Raw genomic sequence first — 21722 nt, forward strand, 5'->3', positions numbered from 1 at the left:
ACTACGCCGGACCGGTACGGGCCGCCGCCGCCGACAAGTGCGTCAAATGGGGAGGCAAGGCGGGCTCCTCCACCTACGACAGCCCCTTCGAACACTGCGGCTGACGGACCGGCCCGGAGGGCCCGCTCTCCCCTGAGGACCGGCCCTCCCCGAGGGACGGCCCGCCTCTGAGGGCCGGCCCGCCTCTGAGGGCCGGCCCGAGCGGGGAACGGGCCCGGACCGGGAACCGGCGCCATCCCGGAAACGGCGCCATCCGAGCCCCGGCGGGCCCCCGCCCGGAACACCACCGGGACGCCGCGGGGGGCCCCGGACGGACCGCCTCCGCCACCCGTGGCCGGAGGCGGTCCTTTCATGTTCCCCGGGCCGGGGACGCGTCCCGGGCCCGGCGCCACGGCCGGGCGGGGGACGCGGCTCAACCCGGCGGGATCCGCAGGCAGTACTCGCGGACCGGCCGTTGCAGCCGGTACGCGCGGGGCAGGGCGTCACGGGCCATCGGGTAACCGGCGGCCCCCAGCTTCGCGAGGAAGGGATCGTCCGTCTCGGCGAGGCGGGCGAACGCCTCGGCCATGGCCACGTAGGTGTTGTCGCCTAGGACCGGGACCGCGGCGGCTGCCGCCGCCCGCGCGCACGCCGGGCCGGCCGCCCCCGTCCCCGGCGGGCCGGGAGGCGGCACGGCCGAGGCCGAGCTCGGGTAGGACGTCTCCGGTACGGAGGCATGACCGGTCTCGACCAGCCATACCGGAACCATCACCGCCGTCCAGGCCACGGCGCACGCGGCGGCGAGCAGCGCGGCGGACCGCCGGATCCAGGGGGCCGCCGGACGGCCGGGCCGCACCGCGCGCCGCCGGGCCAGGGCCCGTACCCCGCCGACCATCAGGGACGCGACGGCACCGACGACCGTGCCGCCCGCGGTCGCCGCCAGCAGCAGCGTGCCGGCGCCGCGGAGCATGGCGAGCGGGTCGCAGCTCAACGACCCCGGCACGCACGGCGAGGCCGGCCGCCCGACGGCGCCGAAGGCCAGGACGGCGGCGAGGACCGTGCCGGCGGCCCCCGTCGCCAGCGCGGCGAGCATGCCGTGGGCGGGGCCGATGCCCGTTCCACCGCCGCCGGTCAGGGCCGCCGCCATGAGCGCCGCCAGGAACTGCACGGCCCAGAAGAGGACCAGCAGCGCCGCGGCCTGCGCCAGGACGACGTCGAAGACGTCTCCGCGGACGCTCCCTCCCACCCCGAGGAGGCCGTCGAAGAGACGCTGGTCGAGATGGAGGAGACCGTTCGCCGCGCCGAGGGCGAGCACCGCCGCGGCGGGCGCCAGGGCGAGCAGCGGCCGGATCCGTACGGGCGGCAGCGCCATCGCCTCACCGGCTCCCGGGCGCGTGTCCCGTCCCGGCCTCCTGTGCCGCAGCCACGCCCCCAGCGGGTGGAGCAGCGCCACCCAGAGGACGGTGAGCAGCGCCGCGTCGAAGAGGTGGGCACCCAGCATGTAAAGCCCCATGGGAAGGTCGCCGGCGTCCACGGCGACGAGCGACGCCATGCCCCAGGCGCCGAGCCAGGGGCCGAAGGCCAGTGCGGCCGGAACGAGACCTCCCGCGAGAACGGGCAGCAGCGTTCGTCCGCGGGCGACGGGCAGCCACGCCGCGGCGGCCGCCGGGAGCCAGCGGGTGAACGCCACGCACATCAGCAGCAGGACGACGCCCATCCCCGCGGCGGCGAGCGGTTCCCGCGCCGCGGCCGCGGCCCAGGACACGCGCATGGGGGACGGGGAGATCAGCAGGCCGAGGAGGATTCCCGCGGCCAGCGCCGCCCCCTGGATCGTTCCACGGGGACCGCGACCTCCGGTGACGAGGGCGAGGAGCGTCGCCCGGTAGGCGCCGGCCCCGACGACGGCCGCGGTCAGCAGCCCGTAGAGCAGCGCGGCGATGGGCAGGGCGTATCGCGAGTCGTCGCCCAGCCCCAGGCTGATGATCATCTGAAGGTGGAAGAGCCCGAGGCCGGTCACGATCCCCGCGCCCAGCGTCTCCCCCGCCGCCCACCGCAGCAGGACGCCGGGGGTCCGGACGACCTCCGCCCGCCGGGAGTCGTCCGGGTGCATCGGCAGCAGTCTCTGGCGCAGCCCGGTACGGCCCCGGTCCCGGGTGACGGGTCCCCCGCCCGCGGCCGCGGCCCGCACGTCGGCGTAGTGCTCACGCGATCTGAGCACGGCGGCCGCCAGCGCCGCGATCAGCGCCGTGGCGGCGAGCACCCGGACGCCGGTGTCGAGGAGCCGTCCCGGGGCGTACACGAGGGTGAACAGCAGCGAGGGCGCGGCCACCGCGGCGGGGAAGACCCATGCGGCGGCCAGGGTGAGGCCGGTCAGGTCGACGTCGCGGTTCCTCAGGTGGGCCAGCTCGTGCAGGACGACCGACTCGACCGCGCCCCTCCCCCCGTCCCCGGGCTCCTCCCCCGGGGCCGCGGCTTCGCGCGCCCGCGCGGCGGCCTCCCGCGAGCGGGCCTCCGCGCGGTCCGCCTGCAGGACCCCGATGTTGAGCCGCAGGTTGTAGCGGGGGTAGCAGCCGAAGGCCCGTCCGTCGGGCAGCTTGCGGTTGGCGTCGATCAGGATCCGCGGGACGCGCCGCAGTCCCTCGGCCCCGGCGAGCCGCCGGACGGTCTCGTGGAGTCCGGCGTGGCGGACGGGGTCGGCCGGGACCAGCCCCTGGCGCCTGATGGCCAGCCGGGGCCGTACGGCGTGCAGCGCGGCGATCAGGCAGCCCACGGTGATCATGGCCACGATGCCGCCGAGCATCCGGTCCCCGCCGACGCCGTCCACGCAGCGCAGGTACTCCGCGGCCAGGGCGTTGGCGGGCAGCCGCGGGGCGGCCGCGCCGGCGGCCCGGTCGCAGCGCAGGTACGCCCCCTGCCATCCGGAGGGGCCGCCCGCCACCAGATCCCAGGTGAATCCGGTGGCGGAGAAGGTGACGACGATCAGCAGGACGAACCGGGAGGTCGTCGCGGCGGGCAGGAGGAAGGGGCTGACCCGTCCGTCGCTCATCCCGGCGGGGTCCAGTCGCGCCGTCCCCACCTGTCGACGAGCCGTTCCGCGACGGCCTCGGCCGGCGGAGACCCCGCGGGGCCCGGCCCGCGGAGGTCGTGGAGGTCGCGGGCGATCCGTTCCCGGGCGGCCGCCTCGCCGCCGAGTGGGAGCTCCGGCAGGGGATCGCCGGGGCCGGCCACCGGCTTCCGGCGCCGCCGCAGGCGGGCCCACCCCTGGCGGGCCGACAGCACGATCAGCTCGGTGGTGAGCCCGGCGACCACTCCCCACATGAGGTTGGTGAACGTCGGATCACCCGGGTCGGAGAGCGCGCCGCCCGGTTCGTCGCGGGGCCTGCGCGCCCGGCGGGCCGCGCCGGGCGAGGCGAAGTACGCCTCGGTCATGAGGTCGAAGTCGGGCAGTTCTTCGGGGGCGAACTCGGCGACCAGGGCGCGCACCAGCGCGCGCCGATCGCCGTCCGCGGGGAACGTCACCGGCACCTCCGGACAGGAACGGAATCGTCCCCCGAGGCGTCCCGATGATACGCCGTGGAACCCCGTCCACCCAGGGATACGCCGAGATCAGACCCGATATCCGGAATACCCCTGGGTTCTGCGCGCGATCGTCAGACGACATTTCCGATATTTCGGGATATACGGATATTCCGGACTGTCAGGCGTCACGGCCGGGGACGCGGCCGTTCTGCAGGGCGTTGGGCGCAGCCCTGGCCACCAGGTCCGGGATCACCGCGCCCAGCTCGGCCGGCTCCCAGCGCGATCCCTTGTCCACGCCCGGCCCGGCGTGCCAGCCCTCCGCCACGCTGATCGAACCGCCGCGCACGTTGAAGACGCGGCCGGTGACGCCCGCGGCCTCCGCGCTGGCCAGCCACACGGCCAGCGGGGCGATGTCCTCCGGGTCCAGGTCGCCGAAGCTCTGGGTGGCGCCGCCGCCCCTGCCGGGCGCGAGGTTCTCGGTCATCCGGGTCAGCGCGGTGGGGGCGAGGGCGTTGACGGTCACGCCGTACCGGCCCAGCTCCTGGGCGGCGATGACGGTCAGCGCCGCGATGCCCGCCTTGGCGGCGCCGTAGTTGGCCTGCCCGGGGTTGCCGTAGATGCCCGACGAGGACGTGGTGTTGATGACGCGGCCGTGCACGGGCGCGCCCGCCTTGGAGCGCTCGCGCCAGTGGGCGGCGGCGTGCCGCAGCGGGGCGAACGTGCCGCGCAGGTGGACCCGGACCACCGCGTCCCACTCGTCGGCGGTCATGTTGACCAGCATCCGGTCGCGCAGGATGCCCGCGTTGTTGACCAGGACGTTCAGGTCGCCGAAGTGCTCGACGGCGGCCCGGACGAGCCTGCCCGCGCCGTCGAAGTCGGAGACGTCCTCGCCGTTGACGATCGCCTCGCCGCCCAGGGCGCGGATCTCCTCGGCGACCTCGTGGGCCGGTCCGGCCGACGCGCCGGCGCCGTCCACCCCGGCGCCGAGGTCGTTGACGACCACCCTGGCGCCCTGGCGGGCGAACTCCAGCGCGTGCCCGCGTCCGATGCCCCGGGCCGCCCCCGTGACGACGACCACCAGTCCCTCGACGATGCCGCTCATCCGTCCTCCTTCGCGGGGACACGCCCCAACCGAATGTCACGATTTCGATATCACACCGGGGTTGCCCGGCAGTATCGGGTCGATCACCGTATCCGTCCTCATCTTGATCATCCGTCGTCCCGACGGGAGCGTGCGTACATCGGGGTGTGGCGCGCACACGGGAGGCGGTTGCATGCGGGGGCTGACGCCGTTACCGCTCAGACGCGCCCTCGGCGAGCCGCTCCTGCTGCTCGCCGCCCTGGGCGCGGTCCTGCTCGCCACCACGGCTCTCGCCGGGCTGGCCGGGTACGCCGTCTCGGCGACGGACGCCGGCGTGCGCCGGACGCTGGGGACCGTGCCGGCGGGGACCGCCGCGACCGTGGTGACCGCCCCGGTTCGCGGCGGTTCCTTCCCCGCCACCGACCGGGCGGTGCGCGCCCAGGCCGCGGCGACCTACACCGGCCTGCCGGTCGAGGTGACGCTGAGCGCACAGTCCGACTCGTACGCGATGCCGGGCCAGGAGCGCAGGAAGCGGCCGGAGCTGCTGCGCTTCGGCGTCCACCGGGGGCTGCGGGAGCACGCCCGCCTGGTGCGGGGCTCCTGGCCGGCCGCGGGACGCGACGGGACGGCCGCGGGGCGCGGCGGGACGGTGGAGGCCGCGGTGACCGGGGCGGTGGCGAGCGCCACCGGCTTCTCCGCCGGGGACGTGATCACGGTGGAGGGGCGGCTGGACCACCGGAGGGTACGGGTCCGGATCACCGGCGTGTTCGAGCTGAACGACCCGCACTCCGACCGCTGGGACGGCGAGCCGCTGCTCACCCGGGGTTCCGAGGTCGGCGACTACGTCACCCACGGGCCGCTGATGGTGCCCGAGGAGACGTTCGTCGCCCGGTTCGCACCGGGCGTCACCGCGCGCTGGCTCGTCGTGCCGGACCTGCGGCCGGTGCCGCGCGAGCGGCTGCTGCCGCTGGCCGCCGCGGCCGGCCGCTTCCAGGAGGCGCTGCGGGCGCGGCCCGGCTGCGAGGACTGCTCGGCGGCCACCCGCCTGCCGGACCGGCTGACCCGGCTGGCCACCGCCACCCTGGTGGCCCGGTCCACGATGCTGGTGCCGCTGCTGGAGCTGCTGCTGCTCGCCGCCTACGCGCTGGTGCTGACCGCCCGGCTGCTGGCCGACCACCGGCGGATGGAGACGGCGCTGCTGCGCTCCCGCGGCGCGGGCGGCGCGTGGCTGGCGACGGCGGCCGCGGGCGAGGCCCTGCTGGTGACGCTGCCCTGCGCGGTCGCCGCGCCGCTGCTGGCCCCCCGGCTGCTCGGCCTGGTCGGCGCGCTCACCGGCACCGGGGTGCGGCCCGGCCCGGAGGCCGGACCGGTGATCCACGTCGTGTCCGCGGCGGTCGCGCTGGGCTGCGCCGTACTGCTCACGCTTCCGGCGCTGCGCGGCGCCCGCCGTACCTACGTGGCCGACCAGTCGGCGCGCGGGCGCGGCGAGCGGTACGGCGCGGCGCAGCGGGCCGGCGCCGACCTGGCGCTGCTCGGCGTGGCCGCGCTCGCGGTCTGGCAGCTCCGCCGCTACGGCTCGACGGTCACCGCCACCGCCGGGGGCGGCCTCGGCATCGACCCGCTGATCGTGGCCGGTCCCGCGGCGGCCCTGCTGTGCGGCGGGCTGCTGGCGCTGCGGGTGATCCCGCCGTTCTCCCGGGTCGCCGAGCGGATCACGGCGCGCCGCACCGGGCTGGCGCCCGCGCTGGGCACCTGGCAGGTGAGCCGCCGCCCGGCCCGCCGCTCGGGGACCGCGCTGCTGCTGACCATGGCGGTCGCCGTCGGCGTGGTCAGCGTCGCGACCGTCGCCACCTGGCGGGCCTCCCAGCGGGACCAGGCCGGGCACCTGGCCGGGGCCGACCTGCGGGTGGCGTCGCCGCCGAACGGCGTGGCGCTCGGGCCGCTCGGCCGGGCGGCGGCCTACCGGGCGCTGCCCGGCGTGGTGTCGCTCAGCCCGGCCTACCGCGCCGGGAGCGACCTGGCGGGCGAGGAGGTCACGCTGCTGGCGGTGGACGCCTCCGACCTGCCCGGCATGCTCAGGCTGCGCCCCGACCTGTCGGCCGACCCGGTGGCGACGCTCGCCACCCGGCTGGCCGCCGCGCGGCCCGACCTGCCCGGGCTGCCGATCCCGGGCCGGCCGGAGCGGCTGACCCTGCGGACCCGGCTGACCGTGGACGACCCGGCCCTGGCCGACGAGTACGGGGCCGTCCCGCTGACGCTGGTGATCGCCGACGCCGAGGGGGTCCGGCACCCGGTGCGGGTCGCCCTCGGACCGGGCGGGAGCCGGCCGACGGCGGACCTGTCGGCCCTGCGCGGGCGCGACGGCCGGCTGGCCTACCCGCTGACCGTCGCCGCGATCGTCCTGGACCTGCCGCTGCCGACGACGGGCAGCGGCCTGGAGCTGGCCGTGGAGCGGATCGAGACGGACGCGGGCGCGGCGGTGACCCCGCCGCCGGGGACCAGGCTGGCCCACGGCGCCGGGACCGGGTACGCCGCCGAGCGACGCTACGACACCGGCCGGGGGCTGTTCGCGATCGGGTTCGACGCCCCCGCGCCCCGGGACCCGTACGACGCGCTCCCGCCGCAGCGGGTCACGTTCGTCCCGGTCCGCGCGGCCGTCCCGGACGCCGGCCTGTTCACCGCCGAGGGCTCACCGCAGGGCCCGTTCCTCGGCCCGCTGCCGGTGGTGGTCACCTCCGACCTGGCCGCCGGGCGGAACCTCACCACCGGGTCGCGGGCCACGGTGACCCTCGACCGGCGGCCCACCCTGATCACGGTCGCCGGGATCGTGGCGAAGGTGCCCGGCACGCCGCCGGACCGGCCCGCCGTGCTGGTCGACTGGCGGACGATGCAGTCCTGGGACCTGCTGGCGCACCGGGCCCCGCGCCCGCCCGCCGAGTGGTGGCTGGGCACGGGCGGGGCGGACACCTCGGCCGCCGCGGCCGAGCTGGGCCGCCACCGGGAGTGGGACGTGACCGTGGTGGACCTGTCGTCGCTGGCCCGCGGCCTCCGGGACGACCCACTGGCCGCCGGGCTGCAGGGGGCGCTGGTCCTCGGCTTCCTCGCGGCGCTGGTCTTCGCCGCGCTCGGGTTCGCGGTCGACGCCGCGGTGACGCTCAGGGAGCGGGCCGCCGAGTTCGCCGTGCTGCGCGCGCTCGGCACGGGCTTCCGCCAGATGCTCGGGCTGCTGCTGGTGGAGCAGGCGTTCCTGATCGGACTGTCCCTGGCCGCCGGGGCGGCGGTGGCGGTGGCGGTCGCCACCCTGGTGGTGCCGCACCTGGTGCTGACCGGCCAGGCGACGGCCGTCACCCCGGAGGTGACGCTGGAGATCCCGCCTCTGCCGGCGCTGGCCCTCCTCGCCGGGGTGGCCGCGCTGCTGCTGGTGATCGTCGCCGGGCTGGCCGGCGCGCTGCGCCGCGGGGCGGGCCGCGCCCCGCTGATCGGGGAGGACCGGTGAACCCCTGGCCGCTGGTGCGGGCCCATCGGGGCGTCGCCGCCGTGCTGGCGCTGCTGACGCTCAGCGCCTGCCTGCTACTCGCCGCCGTCCCGAAGGCCACCCGGTCCGCCTACGACGGGGCGCTGCGCGACGTCACCGCCACCGCGGCGGCCGGGGTCGGCGACCTGGTGGTGGTCAGCCCCCGCCGGGCCGGCCCGAACGCGCCGGTCACCCGCGAGTCCCTGCTGGCGATGGAGCGGAGCCTGCGGGCCGTCCTGCCCGCCGAGCTGTCCGCCGTGACGGCCCCGCCCGGTTCCGGCTCCGGCCACCATTCCCTGCGTAAGACCCGCGAGCCGATCGCGTCGGTGGACGGGGAGCCCCGCAACTACCAGTACCTCGACCTGGGCTGGCTGTCGGACACCGCCGCGCGGGTCCGCTACGTCGCCGGCCGGCCGCCGGGCCCGCCCGCGCGGCTCGGCGGCGGGCCGCTGCTGGAGGTGGCGCTGGCCCGCGAGCCCGCCGCGGAGATGCGGCTGGGCGTCGGCGCGACCGTGCTGCTCGGCGGGCCGCAGCCGCTGGCGGCCCGGGTCAGCGGCCTGTTCGAGCCGGTGCGGCCGGACGACCGGTACTGGGAGCACAACACCTCCGTACGGCGGGTGGTGAAGATCCGCCCGCCGAGGTCGGAGATCGACGACCGGTACGTCACCGGGCTGGTGTCCGACGCGAGCCTGCCGGTGCTGGGCCGGCTGTACGCGAACACGACCTACCGGTGGGTGTTCGACATCGATCGGCCCGCGTTGCGCGCCGCGCGGATCCCGGAGCTGGCCGAGGCGGTGCGGGCGTTCCGCGGCGCCGTGCCGGTCGCGATCCACGGGTCCTCGCCGGGCGCGCTGGAGACCTCCTTCGACGAGCTGCTGACCGGCTACCTCGGCAGGGTCCGCGCCGCCGACGCCCTGCTGCTCCTCGTCCTCGGCGGGCTGCTGGCCGTGGCGCTGGGGGTGATCGCGCTCGCCGTACGGCTGCTGGGCGACCGGGCGCGGCTGAGTCTGGCGCTGGCCCGCGCCCGGGGCGCCTCCCTGGCCCGGGTCGCCGCGACGGCCACGGCGGTGACCTCGGCGGCCGCCGTGCCGGGCGCCGCGGCGGGATACGCGCTGTCCTACGCGGTGCCGGGCGAGGTCACCGCGGTCACGCACCTCGGGCCGCTGTCCGTGGCGGCGGCCGCGGCCCTGATCGCCGCCGGGCAGGCGGTCGCCGCCCACCGGCTGCCGCTCGGCGAGCGGCGCGCCGACGTCGCGGCCGCGCGGCCCTCGCCCCGGCGGATCGCGGCGGAGGCGGCGGTCGTCGTGGTCGCCCTCATCGGCGCCTACCTGCTGCGCTCGCGCGGGCTCGGCACGGGGACGGGCGGCGCTTCCGGGCCGGGCGGCGGTCCCGCGCCGGGGACGGGCGACGGGACCGATCCGTTCCCGCTGCTGGCGCCGGCCGGGCTGGCCGTGGCCGCGGCGCTGGTCGTGCTGCGCTGCCATTCGCTGCCGCTCCGCCTGGCCGTGCGTCTGGCGGCCCGGGCGCGGTCGGCCGTCCCCTTCCTCGGCCTGGCCCTGGCGGCCCGGTCCAGGCCCGTCTCGGCGCTGCCGGTGCTGGTCCTGCTGCCCGCGCTCGCGGTGTCGGTGTTCGGCGCGACGGTCTCCGGCGAGCTGACCGCCACCCAGGAGGCCGCCGCCTGGCAGCGGGCCGGGGCGCCCGCCCGGCTGGACGCCGACCTGCCCTTCTCCCCGGAGGTGATCGAGCGGGTCCGGCGCGTGCCGGGGGTGCGGCGGGTCCTGCCCGCGACGCGGACCCCCGTACGCCTGGGCGAGGAGTTCCCGACGGCCACGGTGCTGGCGGTGGACGTCCGCGCCTACCGGGCCGTGCTGCGCGACGCGCCGATCGTCCTGCCGGACGCGCCGGTGCTGGTCTCGCCGGAGCTGGCGGGCCGCGGCGCGATCGAGGCGCCCGGCGTCCCGCCGCGCCTGTCCCCCGGCGGGGTCGTCACCGGCCTGGCGGCGGCGTACGGCAGCGGCCCGCTGATCGTGGTCCCGCCGGGCGGCGCCCTGCCCAACACGCTGCTCGTCGAGGGCGACGGGCTGGACGGCGGGCGGCTGCTGGCGGCGGCCGCCCAGCCCGGGGCCCAGGCGCGGACCTTCGAGGGCGCGCTCGCCGAGATCACCCGGGCCCCGCTGACCACGACGCTCCGCCGCGCCCTGGCGGTCGTCACGGCCGCGCTGGCCTGCTACGCGCTGGCCGCCGTGGCCGTCGCCCTGGTGGCCGGCGCGGCCGACCGGACCGGGGCCCTGTCCCACCTGTGCGCCCTGGGCCTGCCCGAGTCCCAGGCCCGCCGCCTGACCGTGCTGGAGGTCTCCCCGATGATCCTGCTGTCCACCGCGGCCGGGCTGCTGCTCGGCCTGGCCCTGCCCGCCGTGCTCGGGCCGGGTCTCGACCTGCGCGTCTTCACCGGCGACCTCGCCGCGGCCGGCCGCCCGCCGGGCCCGGCCGTGCCGGTCCTGCTGGCCTGCGGGGTGGCCGCGGCGACCGTGCTGGGGGCGTTCCTGCACCCGGTCCCCGGCCGCCGGGGCTCCCTGGGCACGGCGCTGCGGGCGGGTGACCTCGGGTGAGCCGGCCGCGGGAGCCCGCGCTGGCCGACCTGGAGGCGGAGGCCGCCCGGCGCCGGCCCGCCTTCGGCCGGGACGCGCACGTGCTGTGCGACAACCTGGTCCGCATCTACAAGACCGAGGGCGTCGAGGTGGTCGCCCTGCAGGGGCTCGACCTGGTGATCGACGCCGGGGAGCTGGTCGCGATCGTCGGGGCCTCCGGCTCGGGCAAGTCGACCCTGCTGAACGTGCTGTCCGGGCTGGACGTGCCGACCGCCGGGGTCGCCCGGGTGGCGGGGGTGGACCTGCTGTCGATGACCGCGCGCGACCGGCTGCGGTACCGGCGCGAGGTGGTCGGCTTCGTCTGGCAGCAGACCACCCGCAACCTGCTGCCGTACCTGACCGCCGCGGAGAACGTCGAGCTGCCGATGCGGCTGGCGGGCGGGCGCCGCCGCCGCGACCGGGCGGCGCGCGCCGGCGAGCTGCTGGAGCTGCTGGGCGTCGCGGACCGGGCGCGGCTGCGGCCCGGGGAGATGTCCGGCGGCGAGCAGCAGCGGACGGCCATCGCCGTCGCCCTGGCCAACGCGCCGAAGGTGATCCTGGCCGACGAGCCGACCGGCGAGCTGGACGGCGAGACGTCCGAGGAGGTGTTCGCCGCGCTGCGCCGGGTCAACCGCGAGCTGGGCGTCACCGCGGTGATCGTCACCCACGACCCGGCGGTCGCCGGGCAGGTGGACCGTACCGTCGGCATCAGGGACGGGCGGACCAGCAGCGAGACGCTCCGGCGGGCCTCCTCCGACGGGCGGATCGTCGCCGAGGAGTACGCGGTGCTCGACCGGGCCGGCCGCCTGCAGCTGCCCCGGGACTTCACGGCCGCGCTGCGCATGGAGCGCCGGGTCCGCCTGGCGCTGGAGCGCGACCACATCGGGGTCTGGCCGCAGGACGCCGAAGGGGAGCCGGGAGGGGCCGCGGACGGGCCGGAGCCGGGTGGAGAAGAGCGAGGGGGCGCGGTGAGCGGGCCGGGGAGGACCGGGGATGGGTGAGCCGCTGGTCGTCGCGGAGGGCCTGCGCAAGGTCTACCGGAGCGGCCCGAAGGAGGTCGTGGCGCTGGACGGGGTGTCCTTCCACGCCGTGCCGGGCGAGCTGGTCGCGATCCGCGGCCGGTCCGGGTCGGGCAAGACCACCCTGCTGAACCTCGTCGGCGGGCTGGACCGGCCGGACGCGGGGCGGGTGACGGTCGCCGGGCACGAGGTCACCGCCCTGCCGGAGGACGGCCTGCGGGTGCTGCGCCGGGACGTGATCGGGCACGTCTTCCAGTCGTTCGGGCTGATCCCGATCCTGTCGGCGGCCGAGAACGTGGGTGTGCCGATGCGGCTGGCCCGGATCCCGGCGGCCGAGCGCGAGGAGCGCGTCCGGGTGCTGCTGTCCCTGGTCGGGCTGGACGGCCACGCGAACCAGCGGCCCCACGAGCTGTCCGGCGGTCAGCGGCAGCGGGTGGCCGTGGCCCGCGCGCTGGCCAACCGGCCCCGCCTGCTGATCGCCGACGAGCCGACCGGCCAGCTCGACTCGCAGACCGGGCGTCAGGTCATGCGGCTGATCCGCGCGCTGGTGGGCAGCGAGGGCGTCACCGCGCTGGTCGCCACGCACGACCCCGGCCTGATCTCACTGGCCGACCGGGTGCTGGAGCTGCGCGACGGCGTCCTGCACGGTGACGCCTCCCAGGGTGACGACCCGCGCGGTGACGGTCCGCACGGTGACGGCTCCCGCGGCGGCGAGGCCGGAGCCTCCTCCGCCGCGCCCTGACCGGCGGCCCCGTACGCGAAGGGGCCGGTCCAGCCCCGTCGTGTACGGGGGGCTGGACCGGCCCCGCGGGGTCAGGCGGCCGAGCGGGCGGCCAGCTCGACCGTCGCCCGGCGGGTGACGCCGTTGACGGTGACCGCGACGACGACCTGCCCGGACCGCAGCGCGGTGAGCGTGCCGGTCTCCGGGTCGAGCACCGCGACGTGCCAGGGCTTGGCACCGGCGCGGGAGCCGACGTGCAGGTTCGGCGAGCCGGACCAGTCGGCCGAGACGGGGTGGGCGACGGGCACCCGGCGCCCGTCCTGCGTCACGGCCGCCGACACCTCGGCGGGCCGGCCGACCTCCACCGAGGCGGGCGCGGTGAGGGTCAGCTCGTCGACGTGCGGGCGGACCTGCGCGCCGATCCACTGCGGCGCGTCGGTGAACCAGTTGCGCCGCACGTGCTCGGCCTCCTTCTCCGTCACCGGGTCGACGCCCCACAGCGACCAGCCGGTGAAGCCGCCGTCCTCGGCGGCGGTGGCCGGGTTCTTGCCGGAGTTGCCGTTGATGAAGTACGGCACGGCGTCGACCCGCGAGGCGTGGAAGGTGCCGACGTGGCCGCCGATGAACGCGGCGCCCTTGCCGGTGACGCGCTGGAAGTCGGCCAGCCAGCCCTCCACCAGCGCGGCCTCCTTGCGGTCGCCGAGCTGGCTGCCCTTGCCGGGCGTCGGGTCGCGCGGCGGCACGTGGAACAGCACGGTCACCGAGCCGATCGAGGGGTCCTTCGCGGCCGCGTCGAGCCGCTCGCGGAACATCGCCATCTGGTCGAACCCGCCGCCGCGCAGGTTCAGGCGCGAGGTGTCGAGGGTGATGAACCGGGTTCCCTTGTGGTCGAAGGAGGCGTGGGTGTCGCCGAAGACGGCTTCGAAGTTGTCGATCTTCCCGCCCATCACCTCGTGGTTGCCGGGCACGTAGCGGTACGGCAGCTCACCGCCGAGCTCCTCGTCCAGGATCCGCTTGGCCAGCGCGAAGTCCTCCGGGGACGCCTCGTCCACGAGGTCGCCGTCGATGACGAGGAAGTCGGGCTTCGCCGCCTTGACCTCACGCAGGGTGCGGCGGACGTTCGCCACGATGTCGCTGTCGGGGGACCGTCCCACGAACTGCCCGTCGGACATGACGGCGAACCGCCACGGCATGGCGGCCACCGCGGCGCCGCTGCGGACGACCGGGTCGGCGACCTTGGGGGCCGCCGGGGCCGTCACCTCCGGCGTCACCTTGGCGACGAGCCCGTCGACGGTGATCTCGCCCTTGTAGCTGTGGTCGGCGGCGGTCTCGGCGACGTAGAAGCGGCGGAGCTTCAGCGGGTGGTTCACGCCCGGGGGGACGGTGAACTCGACGTACTTCCAGCCGGTCCAGGTGAGGTACGGCCCGCGCAGGATCTGCGACTGGCCCTGGGCGTCGTAGAACTCCAGGCTCGGCCACTCCCCGTGCCCGGCCGAGTTGATCCACATGCCGAACGCCTGCGGCTGGCCCGGCACGGTGATCTGCGCCGGAGGGCTGGCGTAGGCGGCGCGCGTCGCGGTGGACTGGGTGAAGTCGTAGCTGAGCTTCAGGCCGCCGCCGTCGTGGCCGGGGGCCGCCGACAGCGACCCGGTGGCCCGGGCGGCGGCGAACGTCCAGGAGGCGGCGTCGTCGAAGGCGGCGACCGGGACGTCCTGGTAGCCGACGGTCACCGGCACCGCCGTGCTGATCTTGCCGACCTGTACGGTGACCAGGCCGGAGCCGGTCCCCTTCCGGGCCTTCACGGTGAACAGGCCGTGCTCGGCGGGGGTGACGTCGAACAGGGCGGCGTCGTAGTCGAGGCGCACGTCGGCGGGCTCGACGGGCGCGGAGTTGCCGTTGCGGTCGTAGCCGACCACGCCGAAGGAGCCCGCGGCGCCCTCGCCGGCGAGGCCGACCCGGTCGGCGGTGGCGCCGAGCCGTGCCAGGGGCTGCAGGACGGTGAGCTCGATCTTCCCGGTGGCGCCGCCGCGCGAGGCGGTGACGGTCGTCTGTCCGGGCACCAGGGCGTGGAAGACGCCGTCGCGGCCGACGAGCCCGTGCACGGCCGGGGTGGCCCGCCAGGCCGGGTCGCCCTTGGCCGGGCCGTACGTCTCGTCGTAGCCGGCGGCGGTGAGCCTGCGGGTGAGGCCGGGGAAGACGCGCTCGGTGCGGCCGCCCGCGACCGGGCCGGTGCCGGGGGCCCTGGCCGGGTCGGCGGCGGTCTCCACCCAGAAGCCCTTGAGCTTCCCGCTGCCCTCGGGGGCGTAGATGGCCAGGCCGTTGGGGACGTGGCGCTCCTCGCCGTCGGAGGGGCTGTTCTCCACCTGGGCGTCGGCGGAGCCGGGCTCGCGGGCGAGCATCGTGGAGGAGCCGCCGCCGTCGAAGTTGATCGCGTCGTGCGCGCCGAGCTCGGTCATCATCCCGGCGAGCTCGTCGAGGGTGACGCCGCGGCTGTCGGCCTGGCGGCCGTCCACGGTGAGCAGGTACATCTTCCGGCCGTCGGCGGAGAACCCGACGGCGGTGCGGGGGTGGGCGGCGTTGTCGGAGGAGTGCTGGACGACGCCGTCCTTGACGAGGATCGTGCTGCCGCCGACGGCGGTCCGCACGGCCCGGCCGTCGGAGGCCTTGGGCTGGTACCTGACGTCGACGCGGTCGCCCGGCTTCAGCGCGGCCAGCGCCGCCGCCCCGGCGTCGCGGCCGAGCAGGATCGAGGTGCCGGCCGGGATCGGGCCGCTCCCGGCGGCGGAGCGGACCTCGGCGACGGCGCCGTCGCGCAGCACGACCTCGGTGACCGAGGCGGCGCCCGCGACCGCGCGGCCGCGGTCGTAGGAGCCCCACAGCGGGGTGAACAGGCCGACGCCGCCGGCCTGGACGAGCTGGTTGAACTGGGTCAGGGTGATCGGGGCGCCGCCGCTCGGGGTCGCGGTGCCGTCGAAGCTCATCTGCAGCACGCGGCCGATGCCGTCGGGGGTGACGGCGACGGCGTTGGGGTGGCCGGCGACCGGTGACTGGACCAGCTCGCCGTCGCGGACGCCGGCGCCCTGGGCCGCGCCGGAGTTGTTGATGTCGAAGAAGTCGCCGTTGACGGCGGCGACGGCGCGGGTGCGCCGTACCGGGCCGGACAGCGGCTCGGTCTTCGAGACCTCCCCGGAGGAGACGTAGCCGACGCGCGCGCCGCCGGTGAGGTCGGCGGTGATCGCGTCGGCGCGCAGCCAGCCGGCGGCGTCGTAGGTGTCGAAGGAGGTCAGCGTGACGCCCGGCGCGACGGGCCTGGTCTTCCTGTCGGTCTCCAGCCGCTGCGCGCCGGGGGCGACGAGCAGGGTGGAGGTCTCCCGGGCGGAGGAGGCGGGGGCCGCGTCCTCGACGAGGGCGGGCTGCGGTGGCCGGGGGTCGGCCTGGGCGGGTCCGGCGGCGCCGAACGCCAGCAGCGGGGCGATGAGGGCCACGGCCGTGAGGCGGGGGTGGTGACGTGAACGCACGATCGAACTCAACCGCGTCATGGTTACAAGTTTCAAGTCTACAAAGTGTCATAAAAGAAAATTTCACGATCTCCGCGGCGGCGCGGCCGTCCCGGTCCGCCTGCGCCGCCCCCTCTCTCCGTCCCGGCCTCCGCGGCTCCCCGGCCCGGCACCGCCTCCGGCCCCACACCCCCGATGTCCGGCACCCGGCATCCAGCGACCGAAGATAACCGCATTTTTCCTACCGGAACCGACCTCACGCGCTTTTCTTCGTGCAACCCACCACGATTCCCACATCCTTTATAGCGCCGATTTCGTCATCCTCCCGAAAATGTCCCGAAGGCGTTGACGAACGCGCCAAAGCCGCCTCATGTCCCGGAAATCCGACTGGACACGGATATCCTCCGGAAGAGCCCGTGATCATCGTCCAGGAGAACCGGGAGGTGATCAACGCAGCAACGTCCAGGAAAAGGAGCAGCGCGTGAAACGCTCCATCAAGTTCACGCTATTTACCGCGATAACCGGCATTTCCCTGATAACGCCCGTCACGCCGGCGGTGGGACACGCCGTCCCCGCCCAGCCGCCCGCCCCCTCCCCCGAGGACCCGCGCACGTCGGCGGACCGCTTCATCCAGTCGCAGCCGCCCCCCCTCTTCACGGCCCCCGCCGACCGGTTCCACCGGCAGGAGGACTTCGTGGGCGCGGGGGGCCTCCACTACATCCCCTACACCCGCACCCATGACGGCCTGCCGGTCTTCGGCGGCGACTTCGTCGTCGTCAGCAACAACAACGGCGGCCTGCTGAGCACCTTCATCGCCCAGCGTCAGCCGCTCACCTTGGACACCACCCCGGAGATCACCCCGGCCCGGGCCGCGGTGATCTCCCGGCGGCAGGTCACCGATCCCCACCGGGTCTCCGCTCCGCGGCTGATGGTGCTCGCCCGGGGCTCCGGACGGCTGGCCTACGAGACCGTCGTGACCGGCCGGAACCGGACCCAGGGCTTCGTCTCCACCCGGAGCAGCAGGATCCCGAGCAAGATGCACGTCTTCGTCGACGCCAAGACCGGCGAGGTCATCTTCAAGGACGACGAGGTCAAGACCGAGGACACCGTACGGCCCTCCTCCGGGACCGCCGGCACCGCCCGGAAGCCGCGCCGGGCCACACCCGGCGACGGGACGGGCTACTACAACGGCCCGGTCGCCATCGGCACCTCCAAGTCGGGCGCGACGTACTCGATGACCGACTCCACCCGCTCGGGCGTCCAGTGCGGCGGCCAGAACGGCTCCGCCTACACCAAGTCCACCGACACCTGGGGCAACGGCTCGGGCACCAGCCTGGAGACCGCCTGCGTGGACGGCCTGTACGCCGTGGGCGCCGAGTGGGACATGCTCAGGTCCTGGCTCGGCCGCAACGGCATCAACGGCACCGGCGGCGGCCACCCGGTCCGGGTCGGCCTGGACGACGTCAACGCCTACTGGACCGGCGAGTACGCCAACTTCGGTCACACGCAGGACGGCCGGCGCCAGGTGACGCCGATCGACGTGGTCGCCCACGAGTTCGGGCACGCGATCTTCCAGAACACGCCCGGCGGCGCGATCGGCGACAACGAGAAGGGCGGGCTCAACGAGTCCACCGGCGACATCTACGGCGCGCTGACGGAGTTCTACGCCAACGAGAAGCCGCCCTACGACACGCCCGACTTCAGCGTCGGCGAGAAGGTCGACCTCGTCGGGGGCGGCCCGATCCGCTACATGTACAAGCCATCGCTGATCTCCGGCAACCCCGACTGCTACTCCTCCTCGGTGCCCGGCCTGGAGGTGCACGCCGGGGCCGGGGTGCAGAACCACTGGTTCTACCTCCTCGCCGAGGGCACCAACCCGACCGACGGCCAGCCGGCCAGCCCGACCTGCAACAACACCACACTGACCGGCATCGGCATCCAGAAGGCCGGCCAGATCTTCATGAGCGCGCTGAACCGCAAGACCGACACCTGGACCCACCAGCTCGTCCGCAAGGCCACCCTGCAGGCCGCGCTGGAACTGTTCCCCGGCTCCTGCGCCGAGTTCAACGCGGTCAGGGCCGCCTGGGACGGCGTCAGCGTCCCGGCCGCCTCCGGCGAGCCCACCACCTGCACGGGCGGCGGGAGCGGTGACAGGGTCAGCGACTTCTCTCTGACGCTCAGCCCGCAGACGGTGAGCGCGCAACCCGGGCAGCGGGCGACGGTCGCGGTGATCACGCAGACGACCTCGGGGAGCGCACAGACCGTGAAGTTCTCGGCCTCCGGCCTGCCGCCGGGAGCGACCGCCTCCTTCGACCCGGCGTCGGTGACCTCCGGCGGCTCGTCCACCATGACGATCACGGTTCCCGCGGGTACCGCCTCCGGCAGCCACAAGGTGATCGTCACCGGTGACGGCGCCGGCCTGGACCGCACGGCCGCACTCGTCCTGACGGTCGGCGCGGCGGGCGGCATCGTCTTCGACGACACCTTCGAGACCAGCCTGGGCTGGACGGTGAACCCGAGCGGCACCGACACCGCCACCGCCGGCCGGTGGGAACGCGGCGTCCCGCAGCCCACCTCCTCCGGCCGGACCCCACTGCAGCTCGCCGCCTTCGCGGGCCAGAACGACCTGGTCACCGGCCGCCTGGCGGGCGCCTCGGCGGGCGACTACGACGTCGACGGCGGGATGACCACCGTCCGCTCGCCGGAGATCACGCTGCCGTCCGGGAAGCTGACGCTGACGTTCTCCTGGTATCTCGCCCACCTGAACAACGCCACCGGCGACGACTTCTTCCAGGTCCGGGTGCAGTCCGGGACGTCCAGCACCCTGGTGTTCCGGCGGCTCGGCTCCCCGGTCGACCGCCCCGGCGCCTGGCAGGCCGCGACGATCGACCTGTCCGGCTACGCCGGCAAGCCCGTCCGGCTGCTGTTCGAGGCCGCCGACAACGCGACGCCGAGCCTCATCGAGGCCGCCGTCGACAACGTGCGGATCACCAGATCCTGAACCGGCTCCGTTCCGGCCCGGTCCTCTCCCGCGGGCGAGGACCGGGCCGGAGCGGGCCGGGTGCGGAAACACCCCGCTCCGCGTCCCACGCGGCGGCGCCTTCCGTGAGCCGGCCGTACGGCGGGCGCGGACGGCCGGTGACCGTGCTCCGACCCTGTCCGGACCGTCACCTGAGAAAAGGAAACGTGATGGGACGTTCTTTCATCCCCGTATTCACCGGCCTTCTGGTCGCCCTGTCCACCGCGCCGGCCGTGCCGCCGGCCCCGGCCCTCGCCGATCCGGCCCCGGCCTTCACCGATCCGGCTCCGGGGTCCTCCTCCATCCGTCCCGCCGACGACCAGCCCCTGGTGGCCGCCGATCGCCTGATCGACGCCCGGCCCGACACCCTGCACGCCTCGGAGAAGGACGACTTCTACCACAAGGAGGTCATCGCCGGCCTGAACAACACCTTCTACGTCCCCTACGAGCGCACCTACGACGGCCTGCCGGTCATCGGCGGCGACTTCGTCGTGGTCACCAACGCCAGCGGCGGGGTGCTGAGCACCTCCGTCTCCCAGACCGAGACGCTGAACGTCTCCACCGTCCCCCGGCTCACCCGCGCCCGGGCCTCCCGGATCGCCCGGGCCCAGCTGCCGCGGGTGACGGCGTCCACCCGCCCGGAGCTGGTGGTGCTGGCCCGCGGCCCCGGGATCCTCGCCTACCGGGTGATCGTCACCGGCCGGAAGGCCAACGTGCCCAGCAGGCTGCGCGTCCTGGTCGACGCCCGCACCGGCGAGGTGCTGGAGAAGTCCGACGAGGTCAGGACCGAGGATCCGGGCGGGCCGGGCCCCCGCTCCGTACCGGCGCCCAAGCCTGTCTCGACGCCCGGCCCCACCCCGGCGCCGACGCCCGTCACGACGCCCGTGCCCATCTCCGGGTTCCCCGCACCCGTCCCGTTCCTCTTCGGGCTGGGGGCGAGCTACTACAACGGCCCGGTCAGCATCAACACCAGGCAGCTCAACACGACGTACTCGATGACCGACGCCGTCCGCTCGGGGGTGAGCTGCGGCGGCCAGAACGGCTCCGTCTTCGTCAGCTCCGACAACAGCTGGGGTGACGGTTCGGGCGCCAACCTGGAGACCGCCTGCGTGGACGCCCTGTACGCCATCGGCAAGGAGTGGGACATGCTGGGCGCCTGGCTGGGCCGCAACGGGCTCAACGGCACCGGCGGCGGGTACCCGGCCCGGGTCGGCCTGAACGAGGTCAACGCCTACTGGGCCGGCAACTACGCCAACTTCGGCCGTTCGGCGGACGGCCGGCGCCAGGCCACGTCGCTGGACATCGTGGCCCACGAGTTCGGCCACTCCGTCTTCCAGACCACCCCGGGCGGCTCGACCGGGAGCAACGAGAAGTCGATGCTCAACGAGTCGACCGGCGACATCCTGGCCACGCTGACGAAGTTCTACGCCAACGAGCAGCCGCCCTACGACGTGCCGGACTACGCCATCGGCGCGAAAGCCGACCTGCTGGGCGGCGGCGCGGTCCGCTACCTGTACAAGCCGTCGCTGATCACCGGCAACCCCGACTGCTACTCCCCCTCGGTCCTCACCCTGGAGCCGCACGCCGGAGCCGGGGTGCAGAACCACTGGTTCTACCTCCTCGCCGAGGGCAGCAACCCGACCGACGGCCAGCCGGTCAGCCCCACCTGCAACGGAAGCCGGGTCACCGGCATCGGCATCCGGAAGGCCGGGCAGATCTTCATGAGCGCGCTGCTGCGCAAGACCGACACCTGGACCCACCAGCTCGTCCGCAGGGCCACCCTGCAGGCCGCGCTGGAACTGTTCCCCGACTCCTGCGTCGAGTTCAACGCGGTCAGGGCCGCCTGGGACGCCGTCGGCGTCCCGGCCGCGCCGGGCGAGCCCTCCGGCTGCGTGTCGGGCAACGACTTCGACCTGTCCATCGACCCGGCGTCGGCCGGCGTGGAGGCGGGACAGGAGGTCACCGCGACGGTCACGACCCGGACCACGGCGGGCAGCCCGCAGACCATGAAGTTCTCGGTCTCCGGGCTGCCGGAGGGGACGGCCGTCTCCTTCAGCCCGGAGTCGGCGTCCTCGGGCGAGTCCGCGAAGCTGGGCATCGTGGTCCCGGCCGGCGCGCCGCACGGCTCCTACAGCGCGCAGATCCTCGCCGACGGGGCCCACCTCGACCGGACGATCACCTTCACGCTCACCGTCGACAGCGGCAGCAACCTCGTCTTCTACGATGACTTCGACACCGACCTGGGCTGGACGGCGAACCCGAGCGGCACCGACACCGCCACCGACGGCCGGTGGGAACGTGACGTCCCGCAACCCACCTTCTACGGCCGGGTCCCGCTGCAGCTCGCCGCCTCCGCGGGCCAGTACGACCTGGTCACCGGCCATCTGGCGGGCAACCGGCCGGGAGCCGGCGACATCGACGGCGGCGTGACCACCATCCGGTCCCGGGAGATCGCCCTGCCGCCCGGCACGCTGACGCTGACGTTCGCGTGGTACTTCGCCCACCTGGCCAACTCCGGCAACAGGGACTACCTGCGGGTCCGGGTGGTCTCCCCGACCCGGGACACCGTGGTGCTCCAGCGGTACGGCGCCGCCACCCTCCGGCCCGGCCGGTGGCAGACCGCGACGGTGAACCTGTCGGACTTCGCCGGGCAGACGGTCCGCATCGTGGTCGAGGCCGCCGACGACACACCCGACAGCCTCGTCGAGGCCGGGATCGACGACGTGCGGATCACCATGTCCTGACC

Annotated in this window: 10 protein-coding genes; 6 read left to right on the forward strand and 4 right to left on the reverse strand. The window is 75.4% G+C overall.

The window, feature by feature from the left end; translation table 11 throughout:
- Positions 1–412: 412 nt before the first annotated feature.
- The 3 genes from IEZ10_RS25450 to IEZ10_RS25460 all read right to left on the reverse strand — a co-directional run bounded on the left by IEZ10_RS25450 (position 413) and on the right by IEZ10_RS25460 (position 4600).
- Positions 413–3025 carry a M48 family metalloprotease gene (locus IEZ10_RS25450; protein WP_189249053.1) on the reverse strand — a complete coding sequence of 871 codons (2613 nt, stop codon included), beginning with the start codon at positions 3023–3025 and terminating at the stop codon, positions 413–415.
- Positions 3022–3498 (reverse strand): hypothetical protein, encoded by a 477-nt coding sequence (locus IEZ10_RS25455; protein ID WP_189249054.1) that lies wholly within the window; start codon positions 3496–3498, stop codon positions 3022–3024. Before IEZ10_RS25455 ends, IEZ10_RS25450 begins: the two co-directional genes overlap by 4 nt.
- Before the next feature lie 178 nt (positions 3499–3676).
- A complete protein-coding gene (locus IEZ10_RS25460) occupies positions 3677–4600 on the reverse strand; it encodes an SDR family oxidoreductase (protein ID WP_189249055.1) in 924 nt (307 codons plus the stop codon).
- 172 nt (positions 4601–4772) lie between these two features.
- Here IEZ10_RS25460 and IEZ10_RS25465 point away from each other — a divergent pair, with 172 nt between their 5' ends.
- Genes IEZ10_RS25465 through IEZ10_RS25480 form a run of 4 tightly spaced genes read left to right on the forward strand, consistent with a single transcriptional unit; the run spans position 4773 to position 12481 of the window.
- On the forward strand, positions 4773–8075 hold the full coding sequence (locus tag IEZ10_RS25465; protein ID WP_189249056.1) for an FtsX-like permease family protein: 3303 nt from the start codon (positions 4773–4775) through the stop codon (positions 8073–8075).
- Positions 8072–10702: an FtsX-like permease family protein gene (locus IEZ10_RS25470; RefSeq protein ID WP_189249057.1), complete on the forward strand. Its 2631-nt coding sequence runs from the start codon at positions 8072–8074 to the stop codon at positions 10700–10702. The genes IEZ10_RS25465 and IEZ10_RS25470 overlap by 4 nt, the downstream gene beginning before the upstream one ends.
- Complete coding sequence (locus tag IEZ10_RS25475) at positions 10699–11721, forward strand: ABC transporter ATP-binding protein (RefSeq protein ID WP_189249058.1); 1023 nt, start codon at positions 10699–10701, stop codon at positions 11719–11721. The genes IEZ10_RS25470 and IEZ10_RS25475 overlap by 4 nt, the downstream gene beginning before the upstream one ends.
- Positions 11714–12481 carry an ABC transporter ATP-binding protein gene (locus IEZ10_RS25480; RefSeq protein WP_189249059.1) on the forward strand — a complete coding sequence of 256 codons (768 nt, stop codon included), beginning with the start codon at positions 11714–11716 and terminating at the stop codon, positions 12479–12481. The genes IEZ10_RS25475 and IEZ10_RS25480 overlap by 8 nt, the downstream gene beginning before the upstream one ends.
- A 71-nt stretch (positions 12482–12552) precedes the next feature.
- Here IEZ10_RS25480 and IEZ10_RS25485 read toward each other — a convergent pair whose 3' ends face one another.
- Positions 12553–15978 (reverse strand): phosphodiester glycosidase family protein, encoded by a 3426-nt coding sequence (locus IEZ10_RS25485; RefSeq protein ID WP_268246370.1) that lies wholly within the window; start codon positions 15976–15978, stop codon positions 12553–12555.
- A gap of 535 nt (positions 15979–16513) precedes the next feature.
- On the opposite strand from IEZ10_RS25485, the gene IEZ10_RS25490 reads away from it, so the two are divergent.
- Together IEZ10_RS25490 and IEZ10_RS25495 are read left to right on the forward strand one after the other, a co-directional pair.
- Positions 16514–18958, forward strand: coding sequence for a M4 family metallopeptidase (locus IEZ10_RS25490; protein WP_229811637.1), 2445 nt, complete (start codon positions 16514–16516; stop codon positions 18956–18958).
- A gap of 188 nt (positions 18959–19146) precedes the next feature.
- Positions 19147–21720, forward strand: coding sequence for a M4 family metallopeptidase (locus tag IEZ10_RS25495; RefSeq protein ID WP_189249062.1), 2574 nt, complete (start codon positions 19147–19149; stop codon positions 21718–21720).
- The last annotated feature ends 2 nt before the right edge of the window (positions 21721–21722 follow it).

Source organism: Streptosporangium pseudovulgare (assembly GCF_014648055.1).
GTDB lineage: Bacteria > Actinomycetota > Actinomycetes > Streptosporangiales > Streptosporangiaceae > Streptosporangium > Streptosporangium pseudovulgare.

What these genes read in the sequence shown, in the direction of transcription:
- IEZ10_RS25450 (WP_189249053.1), bottom strand. Translation starts at nt 3,025, where the DNA reads ATGAGCGACGGACGGGTCAGCCCCTTCCTCCTGCCCGCCGCGACGACC.
- IEZ10_RS25460 (WP_189249055.1), bottom strand. Translation starts at nt 4,600, where the DNA reads ATGAGCGGCATCGTCGAGGGACTGGTGGTCGTCGTCACGGGGGCGGCC.
- IEZ10_RS25465 (WP_189249056.1), top strand. Translation starts at nt 4,773, where the DNA reads ATGCGGGGGCTGACGCCGTTACCGCTCAGACGCGCCCTCGGCGAGCCG.
- IEZ10_RS25480 (WP_189249059.1), top strand. Translation starts at nt 11,714, where the DNA reads ATGGGTGAGCCGCTGGTCGTCGCGGAGGGCCTGCGCAAGGTCTACCGG.
- IEZ10_RS25495 (WP_189249062.1), top strand. Translation starts at nt 19,147, where the DNA reads ATGGGACGTTCTTTCATCCCCGTATTCACCGGCCTTCTGGTCGCCCTG.